The organism is Paenibacillus sp. Soil750, assembly GCF_001428045.1.
Lineage (GTDB): Bacteria > Bacillota > Bacilli > Paenibacillales > NBRC-103111 > Paenibacillus_E > Paenibacillus_E allorhizoplanae.
Genome location: NZ_LMSD01000016.1, coordinates 1 through 15,041, shown reverse-complemented (window position 1 = coordinate 15,041; position 15,041 = coordinate 1). Strand labels below are relative to the sequence as shown.

Here is a 15,041-nt window from a genome sequence, read left to right as displayed (position 1 = left end):
TTTTCGAGGTATTAATGGTGGAGAACAGGTGAAACGTCATGATTCCTAGATATCTCGTAGATGTTGATTTAGATTCTATTCCTCATATACATACGGATGTAATTGTTATTGGTGCAGGTATAGCAGGGTTATTCGCGGCGCTTCGTGCCAGCGAGACTAAAAAAGTGCTCATGATTACGAAGAAATCTCTCCTGGATAGCAACACACGTTATGCGCAAGGCGGGATTGCTGCCGTAATCTCAGATGAAGATTCACCGGAATATCATCGTCAGGATACTGTGATTGCTGGCGCTGGACTCTGTTCAACAGAAGCTGTTGATGTTCTTGTGCATGAAGGGCCAGAAGGCGTTCAAGATTTGATTCGAATGGGAACCCAGTTCGATCTAGAGAACGGGGAATTTGCTTTGACGAAGGAAGGAGCGCATAGTCAGCGTCGAATTTTGCACTCCAATGGCGATGCGACTGGTGCGGAAATCGTCAGAGCTCTTTCGGAGCGTACGAAGCAAGATCCGAATATTGACATCTGGGACGACCACTTTGTGATCGACCTGATTACCCAAGACGGCGAATGTTACGGCGCGCTCGTTCAGAAACCAAACGGACAGCGTGTGTTTGTGCGTGGCAACGCCACGATCCTTTGCTCCGGTGGCGCGGGACAGCTGTTCCGTTATACAACGAACCCGGACATCGCTACAGGTGATGGGATTGCGATAGCCCACCGCGCTGGCGCACAAATTCAGGATGTGGAATTCATTCAATTCCACCCAACAGCTCTATGCTACCCAGGCGCACCGCGGTTTCTGATATCCGAAGCAGTGCGGGGAGAAGGCGCCTATTTGCGCAACATCAAAGGAGAGCGTTTCATGGAGCGCTATCATCCACAATTAGAGTTAGCGCCAAGGGATGTTGTTGCACGTGCCATTGTTGACGAGATGGAAAACTGTAAATCAACCTTTGTCTACATTGACATTACGCATGAATCCGAAGAATTAATTAAACATCGCTTCCCAACGATATATGAATATTGCTTGAATTATGGCCTCGATATGAGCACGGATTGGATTCCAGTTGCCCCAGCAGCGCATTATATGATGGGCGGCGTAAAAACGGATCTTTTCGGAGAAACCAAGGTTCGTCGCCTATTTGCATGTGGTGAAGTTTCATCTACAGGCGTACATGGTGCAAACCGTTTAGCGAGCAACTCGTTATCAGAAGCCATTGTATTCGGACGTCGAATTATTGAACGTATCCAAGAGCTACCTGCCCTACAAGGGGATATTCAGATCCGTTCAGCTTCCGAAGCTCCTCGGACGGAGATCCCGAATCAAGCCGTTGTAGAGAAAAAGTTGAAGCTTCAGAAAGTTATGCTCCGTTACGCAGGTCTCAAACGTTCAGCCAAAGGCTTGCAGAAGGGTTATGAGGAATTGGCGAGACAATTGTCGATATTTGATTCGTTGATGACCAAACGCGAAGAGTATGAGTTTGCTAATTTGCTTAACGTAGCCCTTTTAACAACGACAGCAGCATTAACCCGTGAGGAAAGTCGCGGCGGTCACTATCGAGAAGACTTCCCGGATCGGGATGACTTGGTATGGAGGAAGCATATAGTTTTCCAGCGCGGGGAAGATAGGATTGAGGAGTGGATCTAGTATGTTAGAAATAAATATGGAAATCGTTCGGAAGCAAATTCGCCTTTGGCTTGAAGAAGATATCGGCACTGGCGATGTCACGACTCTGACAACAATCCCTTTGGAACAAGTATCCAAAGGGATTATCCACGTCAAAGAAGATGGAATCGTCTGTGGGCTTCGTATCGCACAGGAGGTTTTTGCTGTGATCGATGCTTCTCTTCGTTTTGAAACAAAAGTGGTCGAAGGATCGTCTGTTAATAAAGGGACCATACTAGCTGAAGTGGAAGGCAATACACGAAGTATCCTATTGGGCGAGCGATTAAGTCTGAATTTGATGCAACGATTGTCGGGGATCGCCACGAAGACGCATGAATTTGTGGTTGCTTTAGAAGGCTTGCCTACCAGACTGGTTGACACACGCAAAACAACGCCTGGACACAGATTGCTTGAGAAATATGCAGTGCGCGTTGGTGGTGGTTATAATCATCGTTTCGGTCTCTATGATGCGGTTATGATCAAAGATAATCATATCAAAGGCTCTGGTGGCATTACCCAAGCGGTTCAAGCAGCTCGTCAGAACATTCCACACACGATGAAGATCGAAGTGGAAGTTGAGAATTTCGAGCAGCTTCATGAAGCGCTCCAAGCAGGTGCGGATATCATCATGTTGGACAATATGGCTCCAGTTCAAATGAAAGAAGCAGTTTCGATAATTAAAAGCAAAGCGCCGCATATTGTAGTAGAAGGATCAGGTTCGGTCACCCCGCAAACGATTAAAGCAATGGCAGAAACGGGTGTAGACGTGATTTCTGTTGGACGACTGACGTACTCGGTGGCAGCGCTCGATATTTCATTAGATCTGAATGAGCGGAAGGAGACGGCACTATGATTCTCGTTATTGATGTCGGGAATACTAACATTGTGCTCGGCCTCTACCAAGAACGTACGCTCTTGCATCATTGGCGGGTAAGCACGAATCGATCAGCTACCGTAGATGAGTATGGCATGCAGCTGCACAGTTTGTTCCAACACTCGGGTATTTCCTTTGCGCAAGTAGAGGGTGTCATTATTTCATCTGTCGTGCCCCCGTTAATGAATGCGATGGAAAACCTCTGCTTACACTACTTGAAAAGGGCGCCGTTTATCGTAGGACCAGGGATCAAAACAGGATTGAATGTCCGTGTAGACAATCCGAAGGAAGTTGGCGCAGATCGCATCGTGAATGCGGTAGCGGCGTTGGAGCTATATGGAGCTCCGTGTATTATCGTCGATTTCGGCACAGCTACAACTTACGATTATATTGATTCCTCAGGGCAACTAGTGGGATGCGCCATTGCGCCTGGCATTGGGATCTCCACCGAGGCGTTGTATCAGAAAGCCGCGAAGCTGCCCCGCATTGAGCTGGTTAAGCCGAAAAGTGTAGTCGGTCGGAATACCGTTGCGGCTATGCAAGCGGGAATTATTTATGGGTATGTTGGCCAAGTGGACGGGATCGTCGGACGGGTAATTCAAGAGTTTAATGTAAATCCTACAGTTATCGCGACGGGTGGATTGGCTGAGCTTATTTCCAGTGAGTCACGGACGATTCAAGTCGTCAACCCTTTGCTTACCTTACAAGGTTTACAAATGATTTATGAGAAGAATGTTTAGGTTGTTTAAGGAAGGACATGGACATGACTGATTATTTAATTCGAGGAACAGCGCTAGATGGGCGCGTACGCGCGTTCGCTGTTCAGACGACGCACCTAACGGAAGAGCTTAGTCAAAGGCATCAAACGACACCAACAGCGACAGCTGCCTTAGGAAGAACAGCCGCGGCAGCGCTTCTTATAGCTGCAATGCTCAAGGGAGAGGAACATCTCATTGTGCAAGTCAAAGGAGATGGCCCGATCGGGCAAATTGTGGTTGATGCGAATGCGAAGGGTGAAGTGCGTGGATACGTAGATAATCCTTTGGTAGATCCGCCGCTCAAAGAGAACGGTAAATTAGATGTTGCTGCTGCCGTGGGCACAGACGGTTTTTTATACATAACGAAAGATCTAGGCATGAAAGAGCCTTATAAAGGAAGTGTTCCTTTAATTTCAGGTGAATTGGCAGAAGATTTTACCTATTATTTTGCAAAATCGGAACAAACACCTTCGGCTGTCGCACTTGGCGTTTTGGTGAATACGGACCATACGATCCTTGCTTCGGGGGGATTTGTGATTCAGTTGCTTCCAGGTTTAACAAATAGTGAAATTGATGAGATTGAAGCAATGTTAGGCCAAATCCCGACGTTCACGCACATGTTAGGCGGAGGATTGAATTTAGAAGAAATTTTACAAACCGTACTCCCCTCCTTCCGTAAGCTTGACGAGATGGACGTCATGTTCCGCTGCAAATGCAGTCGGGAGAAAGTGGAGTCTACCTTGATTTCACTAGGCAAAAAAGAACTTCAAGAAATGCTGGAAGAAGAGGGAGTTGCCGAAGTTGTTTGCCATTTCTGTAATGAAGCTTACCGGTATGAAGGAGAAGATTTACAACGGATGATTGATCTGCAAGCATGGTAATCTGCTTGATTTAGCTCATGAATACAGGTGCAAGCAGCAATATGGAAGTAAAAGAGGGAAATAGGATGCGCAATGTAAAGCGATTGTGGGGAGTCATCATCGCGATGGCGATATGTATTCTCGTGCTCGCATCCTTGCTGATCAGTCATGCCATCAACCAATCAGAACCAAGACAATCACCGGAGCCAGAACAGCAGGGTGAGAAAAAGCATACACGAGTTATCGCCAAAATTGGAAATCGTGAAATTACTATGGATGAGCTCGAATCGGCGCTCGCACGCCATTATGGCCCAGAGCAGCTAAGTCAAATGCTGGATCGTGAAGTAATTCGCCTAGAGGGAAATGAGTCGGGGATTAAGGTAGAGAGTGCGGAAATCAATCGTGAGCTGAAAAGGATGCAGCAAGGGTACGAAAGTGAACAGCAATTTTATGACTCCATGCAAAGTCAATTGGGGATGTCTGAGCAGGAGATCCAAGAGGATGTATCGAATAAGTTGTTACTTGAGAAGCTAGCAACGGCATCCATTCACATCTCTGATACTCAGGTTGATACATACATAAAGTCCCATGCAGATGAGTTTGAACAAGAGACAGAATACAACATTCAGCAGATCATTGTATCCACGAAGGAACAAGCAACGAAAGTCATTGCGGAACTAGCCAAAGGGGAGAGTTTTGGGATTCTTGCCAGAGATCGATCCATTGATGATGCCACCAATAACACTGGTGGTGATTTGGGATGGATTGAAGGGGATGATCCTTTTGTGGAGGCTCCGATCTTAGAGGCAGCGAAATTGCTGAAGGTTGGCGAAGTTAGCAAGCCCATCCCTGTTTTACAAGGATTTGCCGTCGTATTTCTCAAGAGTAGACGGGACAAAAAGAATCCGGATCTGGTGTTCATTCGGGAGAATGTACGTAGGGAGCTTGCGTTGCAACAAGCACCTCCATTGAAAGAGTTTGTCGCGCAACTACGGGGTAAATGGAAGGTGAGCGTGTTGGATCCAACACTCCGATAAGGGAATGTGAGAAATTGGTTGACAACCTGTAAGTGCATTGTTAAGATTAGTATAATTAATACCGACTAATTAACTCGGAAATCATTAAACTTAATCTGGAGGGGAAATTTTATGGCAAGATTAGTACAGAGCATTACGGATTTGATTGGAGATACACCACTAGTTCGTTTGAACCGTGTTGTACCAGAAGGCAGTGCAGAGGTTTATGTGAAACTAGAGTACCAAAATCCAGGTGCTAGCGTGAAAGACCGTATTGCCATCTCCATGATCGAAGTTGCCGAGCAAGAAGGCAAATTGAAGCCAGGTGACACAATTGTAGAACCAACGAGTGGTAACACAGGAATCGGGATTGCCTTGGTGGCAGCAGCTAAAGGATACAAAGCTATCCTAGTTATGCCAGAAACAATGTCATTGGAGAGACGTAACCTGCTTCGCGCTTACGGTGCACAGCTCGTTCTAACTCCAGGAGCAGAAGGCATGAAGGGCGCAATTAAACGTGCGGAAGAACTTCAAGCAGAGAACCCTTCCTACTTCATTCCACAACAATTTAAGAACCAAGCGAATGTGAAGGTTCACCGTGAAACGACAGGACCTGAAATCGTGGAAGCGATCAACGCACATGATGGGAAACTGGATGCTTTCATTTCCGGTATTGGTACAGGTGGTACAATCACAGGTGCAGGTGGCGTTTTGAAAGAAAACTTCCCGAACATCAAAATATACGCAATTGAACCTGCGGCATCCCCAGTTCTTTCTGGTGGTAAACCAGGTCCTCATAAAATTCAAGGTATCGGCGCAGGCTTTGTTCCGGATATTTTGAACACGAACGTGTACGATGAAATTATTGCTGTTGAGAACGAAGATGCGTTCGAAACTTCACGCCGTGTTGCCAAAGAAGAAGGTATACTTGGCGGAATCTCCTCCGGTGCAGCGATTTTCGCAGCATTGAAGGTTGCTAAAGAGTTAGGCGCAGGCAAACGTGTTGTTGCTGTCGTTCCAAGTAACGGTGAGCGTTACCTTTCTACGCCTTTGTACCAATTCGAAGAGCAATAAGGTCCAAACACATGCAAAGAGATCGAGCCTTCAGCTATTACAGCTGGGGCTTTTTTTCTGTATAGGGTTGGAGTATACTAATGGACAACGAATTAACGGATTTTAAGGAGCACAAGTATGATTTTAACTACAGTGGAACAATGGCAGGAGTGGTCTTCTAGCTACAACATGCTGCCGTATGTAATCAAATTAGGCTTAGCCGATGATCGGATTGCCTCGTGGGAAGACGCATGGAAAGAGGCTTCGCCCGATTCCTTCGTACTTGAAAGTGGAAAAGGCGGACGTTATACGCACTTTGGGCTGCATCCCTTTTCGACTGTACGGGGTACAGGTTTGAAAGCAGAAATCAAAGGTCATTCGACCTCGACGATCACACACCTGCAGGGGAAGCCGCTCGACATCGTCAAGCAGTGGATGTCTGCTTATCGTAGTCCGAAAGTCCAAGGTGCGCCCAAATTTGTCGGTGGCTGCGTGGGCTATTGGAGCTACGATGTGATTCGCACCATTGAGAAACTGCCAGAGCAAGCGCAGGATGATCTTCCGATCCCTGATTACAGCTTTGCTATGTATGATCAGGTGTGGACCTTGGATCATACGGAGAAGAGCCTGTACATCGCTGTGCACATGCCCTGCTCCCCAACTGCAGACCTCAGCGAGCTTTACGCGCAGGCGCACGCTCGCGCCGAATCCATGCTCGTCCGCTGGCACGCGATCCGCGCCGGCAACTGGTCCGGAACACCGCTGAGCGGTGCCGACCAACCAGTCATGGCGCACGAGCAGCTGCACATCGACGTTGAAAGCATCGCAGGCATCCAGCCTGCCTTCGACAAAGCCGCTTTCATGGCTGCGGTGGAGCGCATCCAAGCCTACATCTCCCAAGGTGACGTGTTCCAAGTCAACTTGTCGGTCAGACAGAGCCGGCAGCTGCGCACGACGCCGGAGGAGATATACGAGGCGCTGCGCATCGTAAATCCTTCGCCCTACATGGGCTTGCTGCGCTTCGCAGGCTTCGCCCTTGTCTCCGGCTCGCCGGAGCTGCTCGTGCAGCTCGAGGACGGCGTCCTGCGGACGCGTCCGATCGCTGGCACGCGCCCGCGCGGCAAGGACGCGCAGGATGATCTGCGCCTAGCCGGCGAGCTCATCCACAACGACAAAGAGCGTGCCGAGCACGTCATGCTGGTCGACCTTGAGCGCAACGACATGGGCCGTATCTCGCGATATGGTTCCGTCCATGTGAAAGACTTCATGGTCATCGAATACTATTCCCATGTGATGCACATCGTCTCCGAAGTTGTCAGCGAATTGGCCGAGGGCAAGGACGCCTACGATGTCATAGCGGCAACCTTCCCAGGTGGTACGATTACAGGCGCACCGAAGATTCGCTGCATGGAAATCATTGAAGAACTAGAGCCAGTACGTCGCGGTCCTTACACGGGTTCAATGGGATGGATTGACTATAACGGCAATATGGAATTTAATATTATTATACGCACGTTAGTAGCGGTTGACGGGATGGGGCATATTCAAGCAGGAGCTGGGATCGTCATAGATTCCATACCAGAGCGCGAATATATCGAATCCTTGAACAAGGCCAAAGCGATGTGGAAAGCAATTGAGTATAGCGAGCGGAGCATGAGCCGAGCTTAGGGCCTGAGTGGCTGAGACGAAAGGGGAGCTTAGAATGATTTTAGTGATTGATAATTATGATTCGTTTACGTACAACCTTGTTCAGTATTTGGGAGAGATCGGGGAGGAAGTCATCGTTCGTCGTAATGACGAAATCGATTTGGCAGGTGTTGAGGCGTTAGCGCCGGATCACATCTTAATATCTCCAGGGCCTTGCACGCCGAATGAAGCGGGAATTAGTTTATCACTGATTGACCATTTTAAAGGGATCATCCCGATTTTCGGCGTTTGCCTAGGACATCAATCTATTGGTCAAGCTTTCGGTGGCGATGTGATTCGCGCAGAGCGCTTGATGCACGGTAAAACCTCGGAGATTTTCCACGACGGGAAAACCTTATTCGAAGGGCTTCCGTCACCTTTCATTGCAACGCGCTATCATTCCTTAATTGTCAAAACTGAAACCTTGCCTGATTGCCTAGAAATCAGCGCACAAACCGCTGAAGGCGAAATCATGGCTTTGCGTCATAAAGAATATCCGATCGAAGGGGTGCAGTTCCACCCAGAATCGATCATTACCCAGCATGGGCATCAGATGCTGCGCAACTTCCTTCGTCGCACAGCGAAGTCAGGGGTCTAACTAACGTATGATCATTTCCATCAATGGTATCTTAACCGAAGAAACACAAGCCGTGGTCTCAGTCTATGATCACGGTTTTCTTTACGGGATCGGTTTGTTTGAGACCTTTCGCACATATAACCGCAAACCGTTCCTGCTTGCGGAGCACCTTCGTCGTCTCACGGATGGTTGTCATGAGCTTGGTATCGCATATGAGCCTAACCTCCAGAACCTGACACGCCTCATCGAAGAATTGCTCCAAGCTAATCATCTCGAAGAAGCGTATATCCGCTATACCGTCTCTGCTGGCGTCGAGGCATTAGGTCTTCCTACCGGTGACTATACGAAGCCATCAGAAATCATCTACATCAAGCCTTTACCTCCAAGGGATGAAAGAACCTACCTTCATGGCAAAGCGTTGCAACTACTCAAGCTGCCTCGCAATACACCGGAAGGGATGTATCGGTTTAAGTCCTTTCATTATATGAACAATATATTGGCTCGAAGAGAGCTGGGGCAATACGCATGGGCTACTGGAGCGGAAGGGCTGATGCTTTCGGAAGATGGCTATGTGGCAGAAGGGATCGTCAGCAACCTCTTTTTCGTCAAAAATAACACCCTCTACACCCCGTCGCTCGATACGGGCATCTTGCCTGGCATCACAAGAGCGCATGTGATAGATCTTGCACAGCAGCTTCAATTTCCTACACAGGACGGTTTGTACCGTTGGGAAGATCTCGTAGACGCTGAAGAAGTGTTTCTTGTGAATTCGATCCAAGAAATCGTTCCTGTCACCACATTGTACACGCCAAGTGGACAAGTCTACACGGTAGGCACTGGATCTCCGGGTCCTATAACTCGTCAACTCATCCAACGCTACGCAATCTCATAGTAACGAACAGGAAGTGAATCCTTAAATGAATGTGTTATCCTGTAGAGGACACGAATTGCCCATTGGTGATCGAACGATCATTATGGGCATATTAAACGTAACGCCAGATTCCTTTTCGGATGGCGGCAGCTACCGACAAGTTGAAGATGCGGTTCGCAAAGCTCATCAAATGGTTGCGGAAGGCGCAGACATCATCGATATTGGCGGAGAATCTACACGGCCGGGTGCAGCGATTGTTACACCTGACGAGGAACTGCAGCGTGTAATCCCTGTTGTTGAAGCGATTCGCCGTGAAATTAACATCCCTATTTCAATTGATACCTACAAAGCGGAAGTAGCTAGACAAGCTTTAGAAGCGGGAGCCCACATCATCAATGATGTATGGGGCGGTCAAGCGGATGCCGACATGGCAGATGTGGTGGCGCAATATGATTGTCCATTTATCATCACCCATAATCGGAAAAGCTCAGAATATGTCGAATTTCTTCCAGAAGTGATCAGGGATCTATGTAGATATACCGATCAAGCTCTTCAAGCTGGTATTAAGCCAGAGCACATCATTCTTGATCCCGGCATAGGATTTGCGAAATCCTGCGAGCAAAATCTCTATCTAATGAACAACCTACGCCCGATCATAGACCTTGGATATCCAGTTCTTTTAGGCACCTCGCGCAAAAGCGTCATCGGACTCACCCTAGGACTGCCTCCCGAGGAGCGCCTCGAAGGGACGGCAGCAACAGTTGTACTTGGGATCGCGCAAGGGTGTGGAATCGTTAGAGTCCACGATATTCAAGCCATCAAACGGTTAGCTGTTATGACGGATGCCATGTTGCGCAGCAAACTTTAAGTTATATATCGATATTTCAACCCTGGAGGCCTCCCTTATGGACAAAATCATCCTTACCCGCATGCAATTTTTCGGCAAACACGGGGTGTTCCCTGAAGAGAATACGTTGGGCCAACGATTCTACGTCGATGTAGAGCTGATGCTCCCTTTAGATAAAGCTGGAAAGACTGATAACCTGACGGAAACGGTTCATTATGGCGAAGCTTTTTTCCTAATCAAAGAGATTGTGGAAGGGCGTACGTACAAATTAATCGAGGCATTAGCAGAAAATATTGCATCCGAGCTCCTGCATACTTATACTAGTATCAATGAAGTGACGGTTCGCGTTATTAAGCCGCATCCGCCCTTCGCCGTTATTTTTGACGGTGTTACCATAGAGATTAACCGAAAGCGGGCATTGGAATGACAGCCGAAGATCGAGAACGCACGATTGCTTACGTCGCATTAGGCTCCAATATTGATAAGCGTGAACATTATTTGCAGGGTGCTATCGCAGCGCTGAATGAGGAATCGGGAATAACGGTGACGGGGCAGTCCAGCATCTATGAAACCGAGCCTGTGGGCTATGTGGACCAATCTGCTTTTCTAAATATGGTTATTCAAATTCATACGGACTTATTGCCTGAAGCGTTATTGGTTACCTTGCTAGCCATTGAGAACCGTTTGGGTCGGACACGTGACTTACGTTGGGGACCCCGAACTATTGACTTGGATTTGCTCCTGTATGGTGACCACCAGCTTACGACCCCCGACTTGATCATTCCGCATCCGCGGATGCATGAGCGGGCTTTTGTATTAGTGCCCCTCTCTGAGGTTCTCTACGCGCGGCAGGACGCTCTATTTGAATCTATCTCTGCACACTTGGAGAAACTGGAAGGAAAGGAAGGCGTCATCCTATGGAAAAAAGCTCAATAGCACAGCGCATTCGCGCTTTTCGTAAATTAAAAGGCTATACGCAGAGTGAATTGGCCGATTTATTAGGCGTATCCATTGCCATTTTAGGGGCGATTGAACGTGGAACACGCAAGCCAGACAATAAAATGATTCATAATATCTCGCAAGTTCTTAACATAGAACCCGAGGAATTAGTCGCAGTAGTTGTGAAATGAGAGGAGTGGAATCTTCGGTGCTGAAAATAGGAAATGTCGAAGCTCCCAATAAAGTTGTATTAGCCCCAATGGCGGGCGTTTGTAATCCAGCGTTTCGATTAATCGCCAAAGAGTTTGGTACAGGCTTAGTCTGTGCGGAGATGGTTAGTGATAAAGCGATCGTACACGGTAATGCACGCTCGTTGGAGATGTTATATGTAGATGATCGTGAAAAGCCTTTGAGTCTTCAGATTTTTGGAGGCGACACGGAGACTTTGGTTCAAGCGGCTAGAATTGTTGATCAACATACGAATGCCGATATTATTGATATCAACATGGGGTGCCCTGTTCCCAAAATCACGAAATGTGATGCAGGCGCAAGGTGGTTGCTCCAACCAGATAAGATCGAAGCCATGATCGCGACAGTTGTTGCTGCTGTAAGTAAACCTGTTACGGTGAAGATGCGTATTGGTTGGGATTCTGAACATATATATGCTGTCGAAAATGCGAAAGCTGTCGAAAGAGGCGGAGGCAGCGCCGTTAGTGTTCATGGGCGTACGCGTGAGCAGTTGTATACGGGCAAAGCTGATTGGGATATTATCCGAGAGGTGAAGCAAGCTCTTTCGATTCCGGTTATCGGTAACGGTGATGTCGTCACACCAGAGGATGCCAAACGCATGCTGGATCAAACGGGTGTAGACGGTGTAATGATTGGACGTGGTGCGCTAGGCAACCCATGGATGTTGTACCGTACCGTGCAATACCTGGCCAATGGTGAGTTACCGCCAGAACCGTCGGCAGAAGAAAAAATCCGCATCGCGATTTTGCATATGGATCGTTTAATTGCCCTCAAGGGTGAGCATGTTGCCGTGAAGGAAATGCGCAAACACATGGCTTGGTACCTCAAAGGTATGACAGGAGCAGCCCGTGTGAAAGATATCATAATGGAGACAGAAAAGCGGGATGAAATGGTTCGTACATTGGACGCATATGTTGAACATCTTGCAACAAGTTCCGTCGCAGAGACTGCGGAAGAATCAGCTGTGGTGCATTAAAAAGAAGCAGGGATGGTTGACATTGACATTTTGAAACCGTTGCAATATAATCAGTCAATATTAATGTGTTCCTGCATATATTGAAAGACTAACGAGTAAGCAACTTATTATGAAACGTGAATTCATACTACTTGAATCAGCTCTATAAAGACCTAACTCCTAGCAGGAAGCATCGATTCAACGATATGAAAATCTTTCACATGACGGGAGATCAGTTGGCAATGGCTGAAAAAGAGGTCATTCTTACACCAGTAGGGCTACGGAAATTAGAGGATGAGCTTGAGCATCTGAAATCCGTGAAACGCCGTGAGGTTGCGGAAAGAATTAAGGTTGCCATCGGTTATGGCGATATTAGTGAGAACTCCGAGTACGAAGATGCGAAGAATGAGCAAGCCTTTATTGAAGGAAGAATCATTACTTTAGAAAAAATGCTGCGCAATGCGCGGATTATTAATAACGATGATGTCGATATTAACACGGTTAGTGTTGGATCGATTGTTACGCTGAAAGACTTGGAATATGGTGACTTGGTAGAATACAACATTGTAGGCTCAGCTGAGTCCGATCCGTTGCAGAATAAGATTTCCAATGAAAGCCCTGTGGGTAGAGCTATTCTAGGCAAGCAAAAGGGCACCAACGTTGATGTTGTAGTACCTGCTGGCGTCATTCAGTATCAAATTATTGATATTAAAAAGTAGCGTGCAGCCGCAAGCCTTTTGGAAAGCTTCCGTCAGGAAGCTTTTTTCCGTTCACAGCCCTAAACTAATTCGTAGGAGATGAAAGCATGAGTCAGGAACTAGAATTAAATGAATTGCTCGTTATTAGGCGCAACAAATTGGACGAGCTTCGCGGTCTTGGTGTCGATCCATTCGGCGGCAAGTTTGTGAGAACGCATGCAGCAGGGGATATTCTTTCGGCTTATCAAGAGATGAGCAAAGAAGATTTAGATGAAGCGAACGTTGAAGTTCGTATTGCAGGGCGTATTATGCAGAAGAGAAGTATGGGTAAAGCTAGCTTCGCCCATCTGCAAGACATCACAGGGAAAATTCAAATCTACGTACGTGAAGATGCGTTGGAAGCGAATATTTATAAAGCTTTTGATATTCTTGATCTAGGGGATATGGTAGGGGTAGAAGGTGTTGTTTTCAAAACGAAAACAGGCGAAACCTCTATTAAAGTGAAATCACTTGAGGTATTAACGAAATCGTTGCTTCCATTGCCGGATAAATTCCATGGCCTAAGTGATGTTGAACTGCGCTACCGTCAACGTTATGTGGATCTGATTATGAACCAAGATGTTCAGAAGACGTTTATTCTTCGTTCCAAAATCATTCAGTCCATGCGCCGTTATTTAGATTCTTTGGGCTATTTGGAAGTGGAGACACCAACACTGCATTCTATCGCGGGTGGCGCTTCAGCACGTCCATTTAACACACACCACAATGCGCTGGATATGCAGCTTCATATGCGTATTGCTATCGAGCTTCATTTGAAGCGTCTTATTGTTGGCGGACTAGAGAAAGTGTACGAAATCGGTCGCGTATACCGCAATGAGGGGATTTCTACGCGTCATAATCCAGAGTTCACGATGATTGAGTTGTACGAGGCTTATGCCGACTACAAGGATATCATGAAGCTGACAGAAGAGCTTGTTGCTCATATCGCGCAAGAGGTGCTTGGCCAGACGACGATTCCTTATGGTGACCATGAGGTAGATTTAGCTGTAGGTTGGAGACGTGTCTCCATGGTCGATGCGATCAAAGAAGTCACGGGTGTAGACTTTAGTGTTCATATGACTAATGAGCAAGCGCATGGTTTGGCCAAAGAGCACAAGGTTTCTGTTGAGCCACATATGACATTTGGTCACATTGTGAACCAGTTCTTTGAGACGTTTGTAGAAGAGACGTTGATTCAGCCTACTTTCATATATGGGCATCCATTAGAGATTTCTCCGCTTGCCAAAAAGAACCCCGAGGATCCACGATTTACGGATCGCTTTGAGCTCTTTATCGTGGCTCGTGAGCATGCGAATGCTTTTACAGAGCTTAATGATCCAATCGATCAAAGAGAACGTTTTGAGGCGCAGCTGCGTGAAAAAGATCTGGGCAACGATGAAGCACATGAAATGGATGAAGATTTCATTCGTGCTCTTGAGTACGGTATGCCGCCAACGGGTGGTCTAGGTATAGGTATTGACCGTTTGGTTATGCTATTGACGAATGCGCCATCGATCCGTGATGTCTTATTATTCCCATTGATGCGTGAACGCCAAGGCGAGTAATTTCTTTGTTTAGAGGCGCCAATTGGTGCCTCTAATTTTTTTGTAATTAGGACTTGCAAAGTATATGCGCTCTGTGGTATCTTATAAAAGTTGCCGCTGAGGACAACACGAGAAACATAAGAAACACAATGAAAAACAACTCGAAATTAAGAGTTGCAAATAAAAACTCAGTGTGGTATATTGGTCTTCCGGCTTTCGAGAGAGAGCGGGTTGGACAAGAGTCATTGATCTTTGAAAACTGAACAACGAGTGAGTAAGCACAGTCGAGCAATCGACTATAAAAGAGATTGCAAAATCTCGCTAGCAAGTCAATGAGCATTTCAGCTTTTCTATTATGGAGAGTTTGATCCTGGCTCAGGACGAACGCTGGCGGCGTGCCTAATACAT

Annotated in this window: 16 protein-coding genes; all 16 read left to right on the top strand. The window is 47.0% G+C overall.

Translation table 11 applies throughout. The features are described from left to right. Window positions 1–38: 38 nt before the first annotated feature. The 16 genes from nadB (at window position 39) to lysS (ending at window position 14,654) form a co-directional block, all read left to right on the top strand. A complete protein-coding gene (nadB, locus tag ASL11_RS18560) occupies window positions 39–1,649 on the top strand; it encodes an L-aspartate oxidase (protein WP_056617919.1) in 1,611 nt (536 codons plus the stop codon). 1 nt (window position 1,650) lies between these two features. Further along, window positions 1,651–2,520, top strand: a complete 870-nt coding sequence (gene nadC, locus ASL11_RS18555; RefSeq protein WP_056617916.1) for a carboxylating nicotinate-nucleotide diphosphorylase — start codon at window positions 1,651–1,653, stop codon at window positions 2,518–2,520. Beyond that, window positions 2,517–3,281 (top strand): type III pantothenate kinase, encoded by a 765-nt coding sequence (locus tag ASL11_RS18550; protein WP_056617913.1) that lies wholly within the window; start codon window positions 2,517–2,519, stop codon window positions 3,279–3,281. Before nadC ends, ASL11_RS18550 begins: the two co-directional genes overlap by 4 nt. A gap of 23 nt (window positions 3,282–3,304) precedes the next feature. Continuing rightward, window positions 3,305–4,180, top strand: coding sequence for an Hsp33 family molecular chaperone HslO (gene hslO, locus ASL11_RS18545; RefSeq protein WP_056617909.1), 876 nt, complete (start codon window positions 3,305–3,307; stop codon window positions 4,178–4,180). A gap of 65 nt (window positions 4,181–4,245) precedes the next feature. Continuing rightward, window positions 4,246–5,196, top strand: coding sequence for a peptidyl-prolyl cis-trans isomerase (locus ASL11_RS18540; RefSeq protein WP_056617907.1), 951 nt, complete (start codon window positions 4,246–4,248; stop codon window positions 5,194–5,196). A 111-nt stretch (window positions 5,197–5,307) separates the two neighbouring features. Then, window positions 5,308–6,249: a cysteine synthase A gene (cysK, locus tag ASL11_RS18535; RefSeq protein WP_056617904.1), complete on the top strand. Its 942-nt coding sequence runs from the start codon at window positions 5,308–5,310 to the stop codon at window positions 6,247–6,249. Between the two features lie 117 nt (window positions 6,250–6,366). After that, on the top strand, window positions 6,367–7,896 hold the full coding sequence (locus ASL11_RS18530; RefSeq protein WP_056617901.1) for an anthranilate synthase component I family protein: 1,530 nt from the start codon (window positions 6,367–6,369) through the stop codon (window positions 7,894–7,896). Window positions 7,897–7,930: 34 nt separating this feature from the next. Further along, window positions 7,931–8,512 carry an aminodeoxychorismate/anthranilate synthase component II gene (pabA, locus tag ASL11_RS18525; protein WP_056617898.1) on the top strand — a complete coding sequence of 194 codons (582 nt, stop codon included), beginning with the start codon at window positions 7,931–7,933 and terminating at the stop codon, window positions 8,510–8,512. A gap of 7 nt (window positions 8,513–8,519) precedes the next feature. Beyond that, the gene (gene pabC, locus ASL11_RS18520; protein ID WP_056617896.1) at window positions 8,520–9,383 is read left to right on the top strand and encodes an aminodeoxychorismate lyase; all 864 of its coding nucleotides are present in this window, start codon (window positions 8,520–8,522) and stop codon (window positions 9,381–9,383) included. Window positions 9,384–9,408: 25 nt separating this feature from the next. Next, complete coding sequence (gene folP / locus ASL11_RS18515; RefSeq protein ID WP_056617893.1) at window positions 9,409–10,230, top strand: dihydropteroate synthase; 822 nt, start codon at window positions 9,409–9,411, stop codon at window positions 10,228–10,230. Window positions 10,231–10,267: 37 nt separating this feature from the next. After that, the gene (folB, locus tag ASL11_RS18510; RefSeq protein ID WP_056617890.1) at window positions 10,268–10,636 is read left to right on the top strand and encodes a dihydroneopterin aldolase; all 369 of its coding nucleotides are present in this window, start codon (window positions 10,268–10,270) and stop codon (window positions 10,634–10,636) included. Next, window positions 10,633–11,145, top strand: a complete 513-nt coding sequence (folK, locus tag ASL11_RS18505; RefSeq protein WP_056617887.1) for a 2-amino-4-hydroxy-6-hydroxymethyldihydropteridine diphosphokinase — start codon at window positions 10,633–10,635, stop codon at window positions 11,143–11,145. Before folB ends, folK begins: the two co-directional genes overlap by 4 nt. Beyond that, the gene (locus ASL11_RS18500) at window positions 11,127–11,339 is read left to right on the top strand and encodes a helix-turn-helix domain-containing protein (RefSeq protein ID WP_056617884.1); all 213 of its coding nucleotides are present in this window, start codon (window positions 11,127–11,129) and stop codon (window positions 11,337–11,339) included. The genes folK and ASL11_RS18500 overlap by 19 nt, the downstream gene beginning before the upstream one ends. A gap of 17 nt (window positions 11,340–11,356) precedes the next feature. Then, window positions 11,357–12,373, top strand: coding sequence for a tRNA dihydrouridine synthase DusB (gene dusB / locus ASL11_RS18495; protein WP_056617881.1), 1,017 nt, complete (start codon window positions 11,357–11,359; stop codon window positions 12,371–12,373). A 221-nt stretch (window positions 12,374–12,594) separates the two neighbouring features. Beyond that, window positions 12,595–13,071, top strand: a complete 477-nt coding sequence (gene greA / locus ASL11_RS18490) for a transcription elongation factor GreA (protein WP_056617876.1) — start codon at window positions 12,595–12,597, stop codon at window positions 13,069–13,071. 86 nt (window positions 13,072–13,157) lie between these two features. Then, window positions 13,158–14,654: a lysine--tRNA ligase gene (gene lysS, locus ASL11_RS18485; RefSeq protein WP_056617873.1), complete on the top strand. Its 1,497-nt coding sequence runs from the start codon at window positions 13,158–13,160 to the stop codon at window positions 14,652–14,654. The last annotated feature ends 387 nt before the right edge of the window (window positions 14,655–15,041 follow it).

Coding starts and splice junctions, on each gene's coding strand:
- cysK (WP_056617904.1), top strand. CDS start 5,308: ATGGCAAGATTAGTACAGAGCATTACGGATTTGATTGGAGATACACCA.
- lysS (WP_056617873.1), top strand. CDS start 13,158: ATGAGTCAGGAACTAGAATTAAATGAATTGCTCGTTATTAGGCGCAAC.
- hslO (WP_056617909.1), top strand. CDS start 3,305: ATGACTGATTATTTAATTCGAGGAACAGCGCTAGATGGGCGCGTACGC.
- greA (WP_056617876.1), top strand. CDS start 12,595: ATGGCTGAAAAAGAGGTCATTCTTACACCAGTAGGGCTACGGAAATTA.
- ASL11_RS18530 (WP_056617901.1), top strand. CDS start 6,367: ATGATTTTAACTACAGTGGAACAATGGCAGGAGTGGTCTTCTAGCTAC.
- pabC (WP_056617896.1), top strand. CDS start 8,520: ATGATCATTTCCATCAATGGTATCTTAACCGAAGAAACACAAGCCGTG.
- pabA (WP_056617898.1), top strand. CDS start 7,931: ATGATTTTAGTGATTGATAATTATGATTCGTTTACGTACAACCTTGTT.
- ASL11_RS18540 (WP_056617907.1), top strand. CDS start 4,246: ATGCGCAATGTAAAGCGATTGTGGGGAGTCATCATCGCGATGGCGATA.
- folB (WP_056617890.1), top strand. CDS start 10,268: ATGGACAAAATCATCCTTACCCGCATGCAATTTTTCGGCAAACACGGG.
- ASL11_RS18550 (WP_056617913.1), top strand. CDS start 2,517: ATGATTCTCGTTATTGATGTCGGGAATACTAACATTGTGCTCGGCCTC.
- folP (WP_056617893.1), top strand. CDS start 9,409: ATGAATGTGTTATCCTGTAGAGGACACGAATTGCCCATTGGTGATCGA.
- ASL11_RS18500 (WP_056617884.1), top strand. CDS start 11,127: ATGGAAAAAAGCTCAATAGCACAGCGCATTCGCGCTTTTCGTAAATTA.
- nadB (WP_056617919.1), top strand. CDS start 39: ATGATTCCTAGATATCTCGTAGATGTTGATTTAGATTCTATTCCTCAT.
- folK (WP_056617887.1), top strand. CDS start 10,633: ATGACAGCCGAAGATCGAGAACGCACGATTGCTTACGTCGCATTAGGC.
- nadC (WP_056617916.1), top strand. CDS start 1,651: ATGTTAGAAATAAATATGGAAATCGTTCGGAAGCAAATTCGCCTTTGG.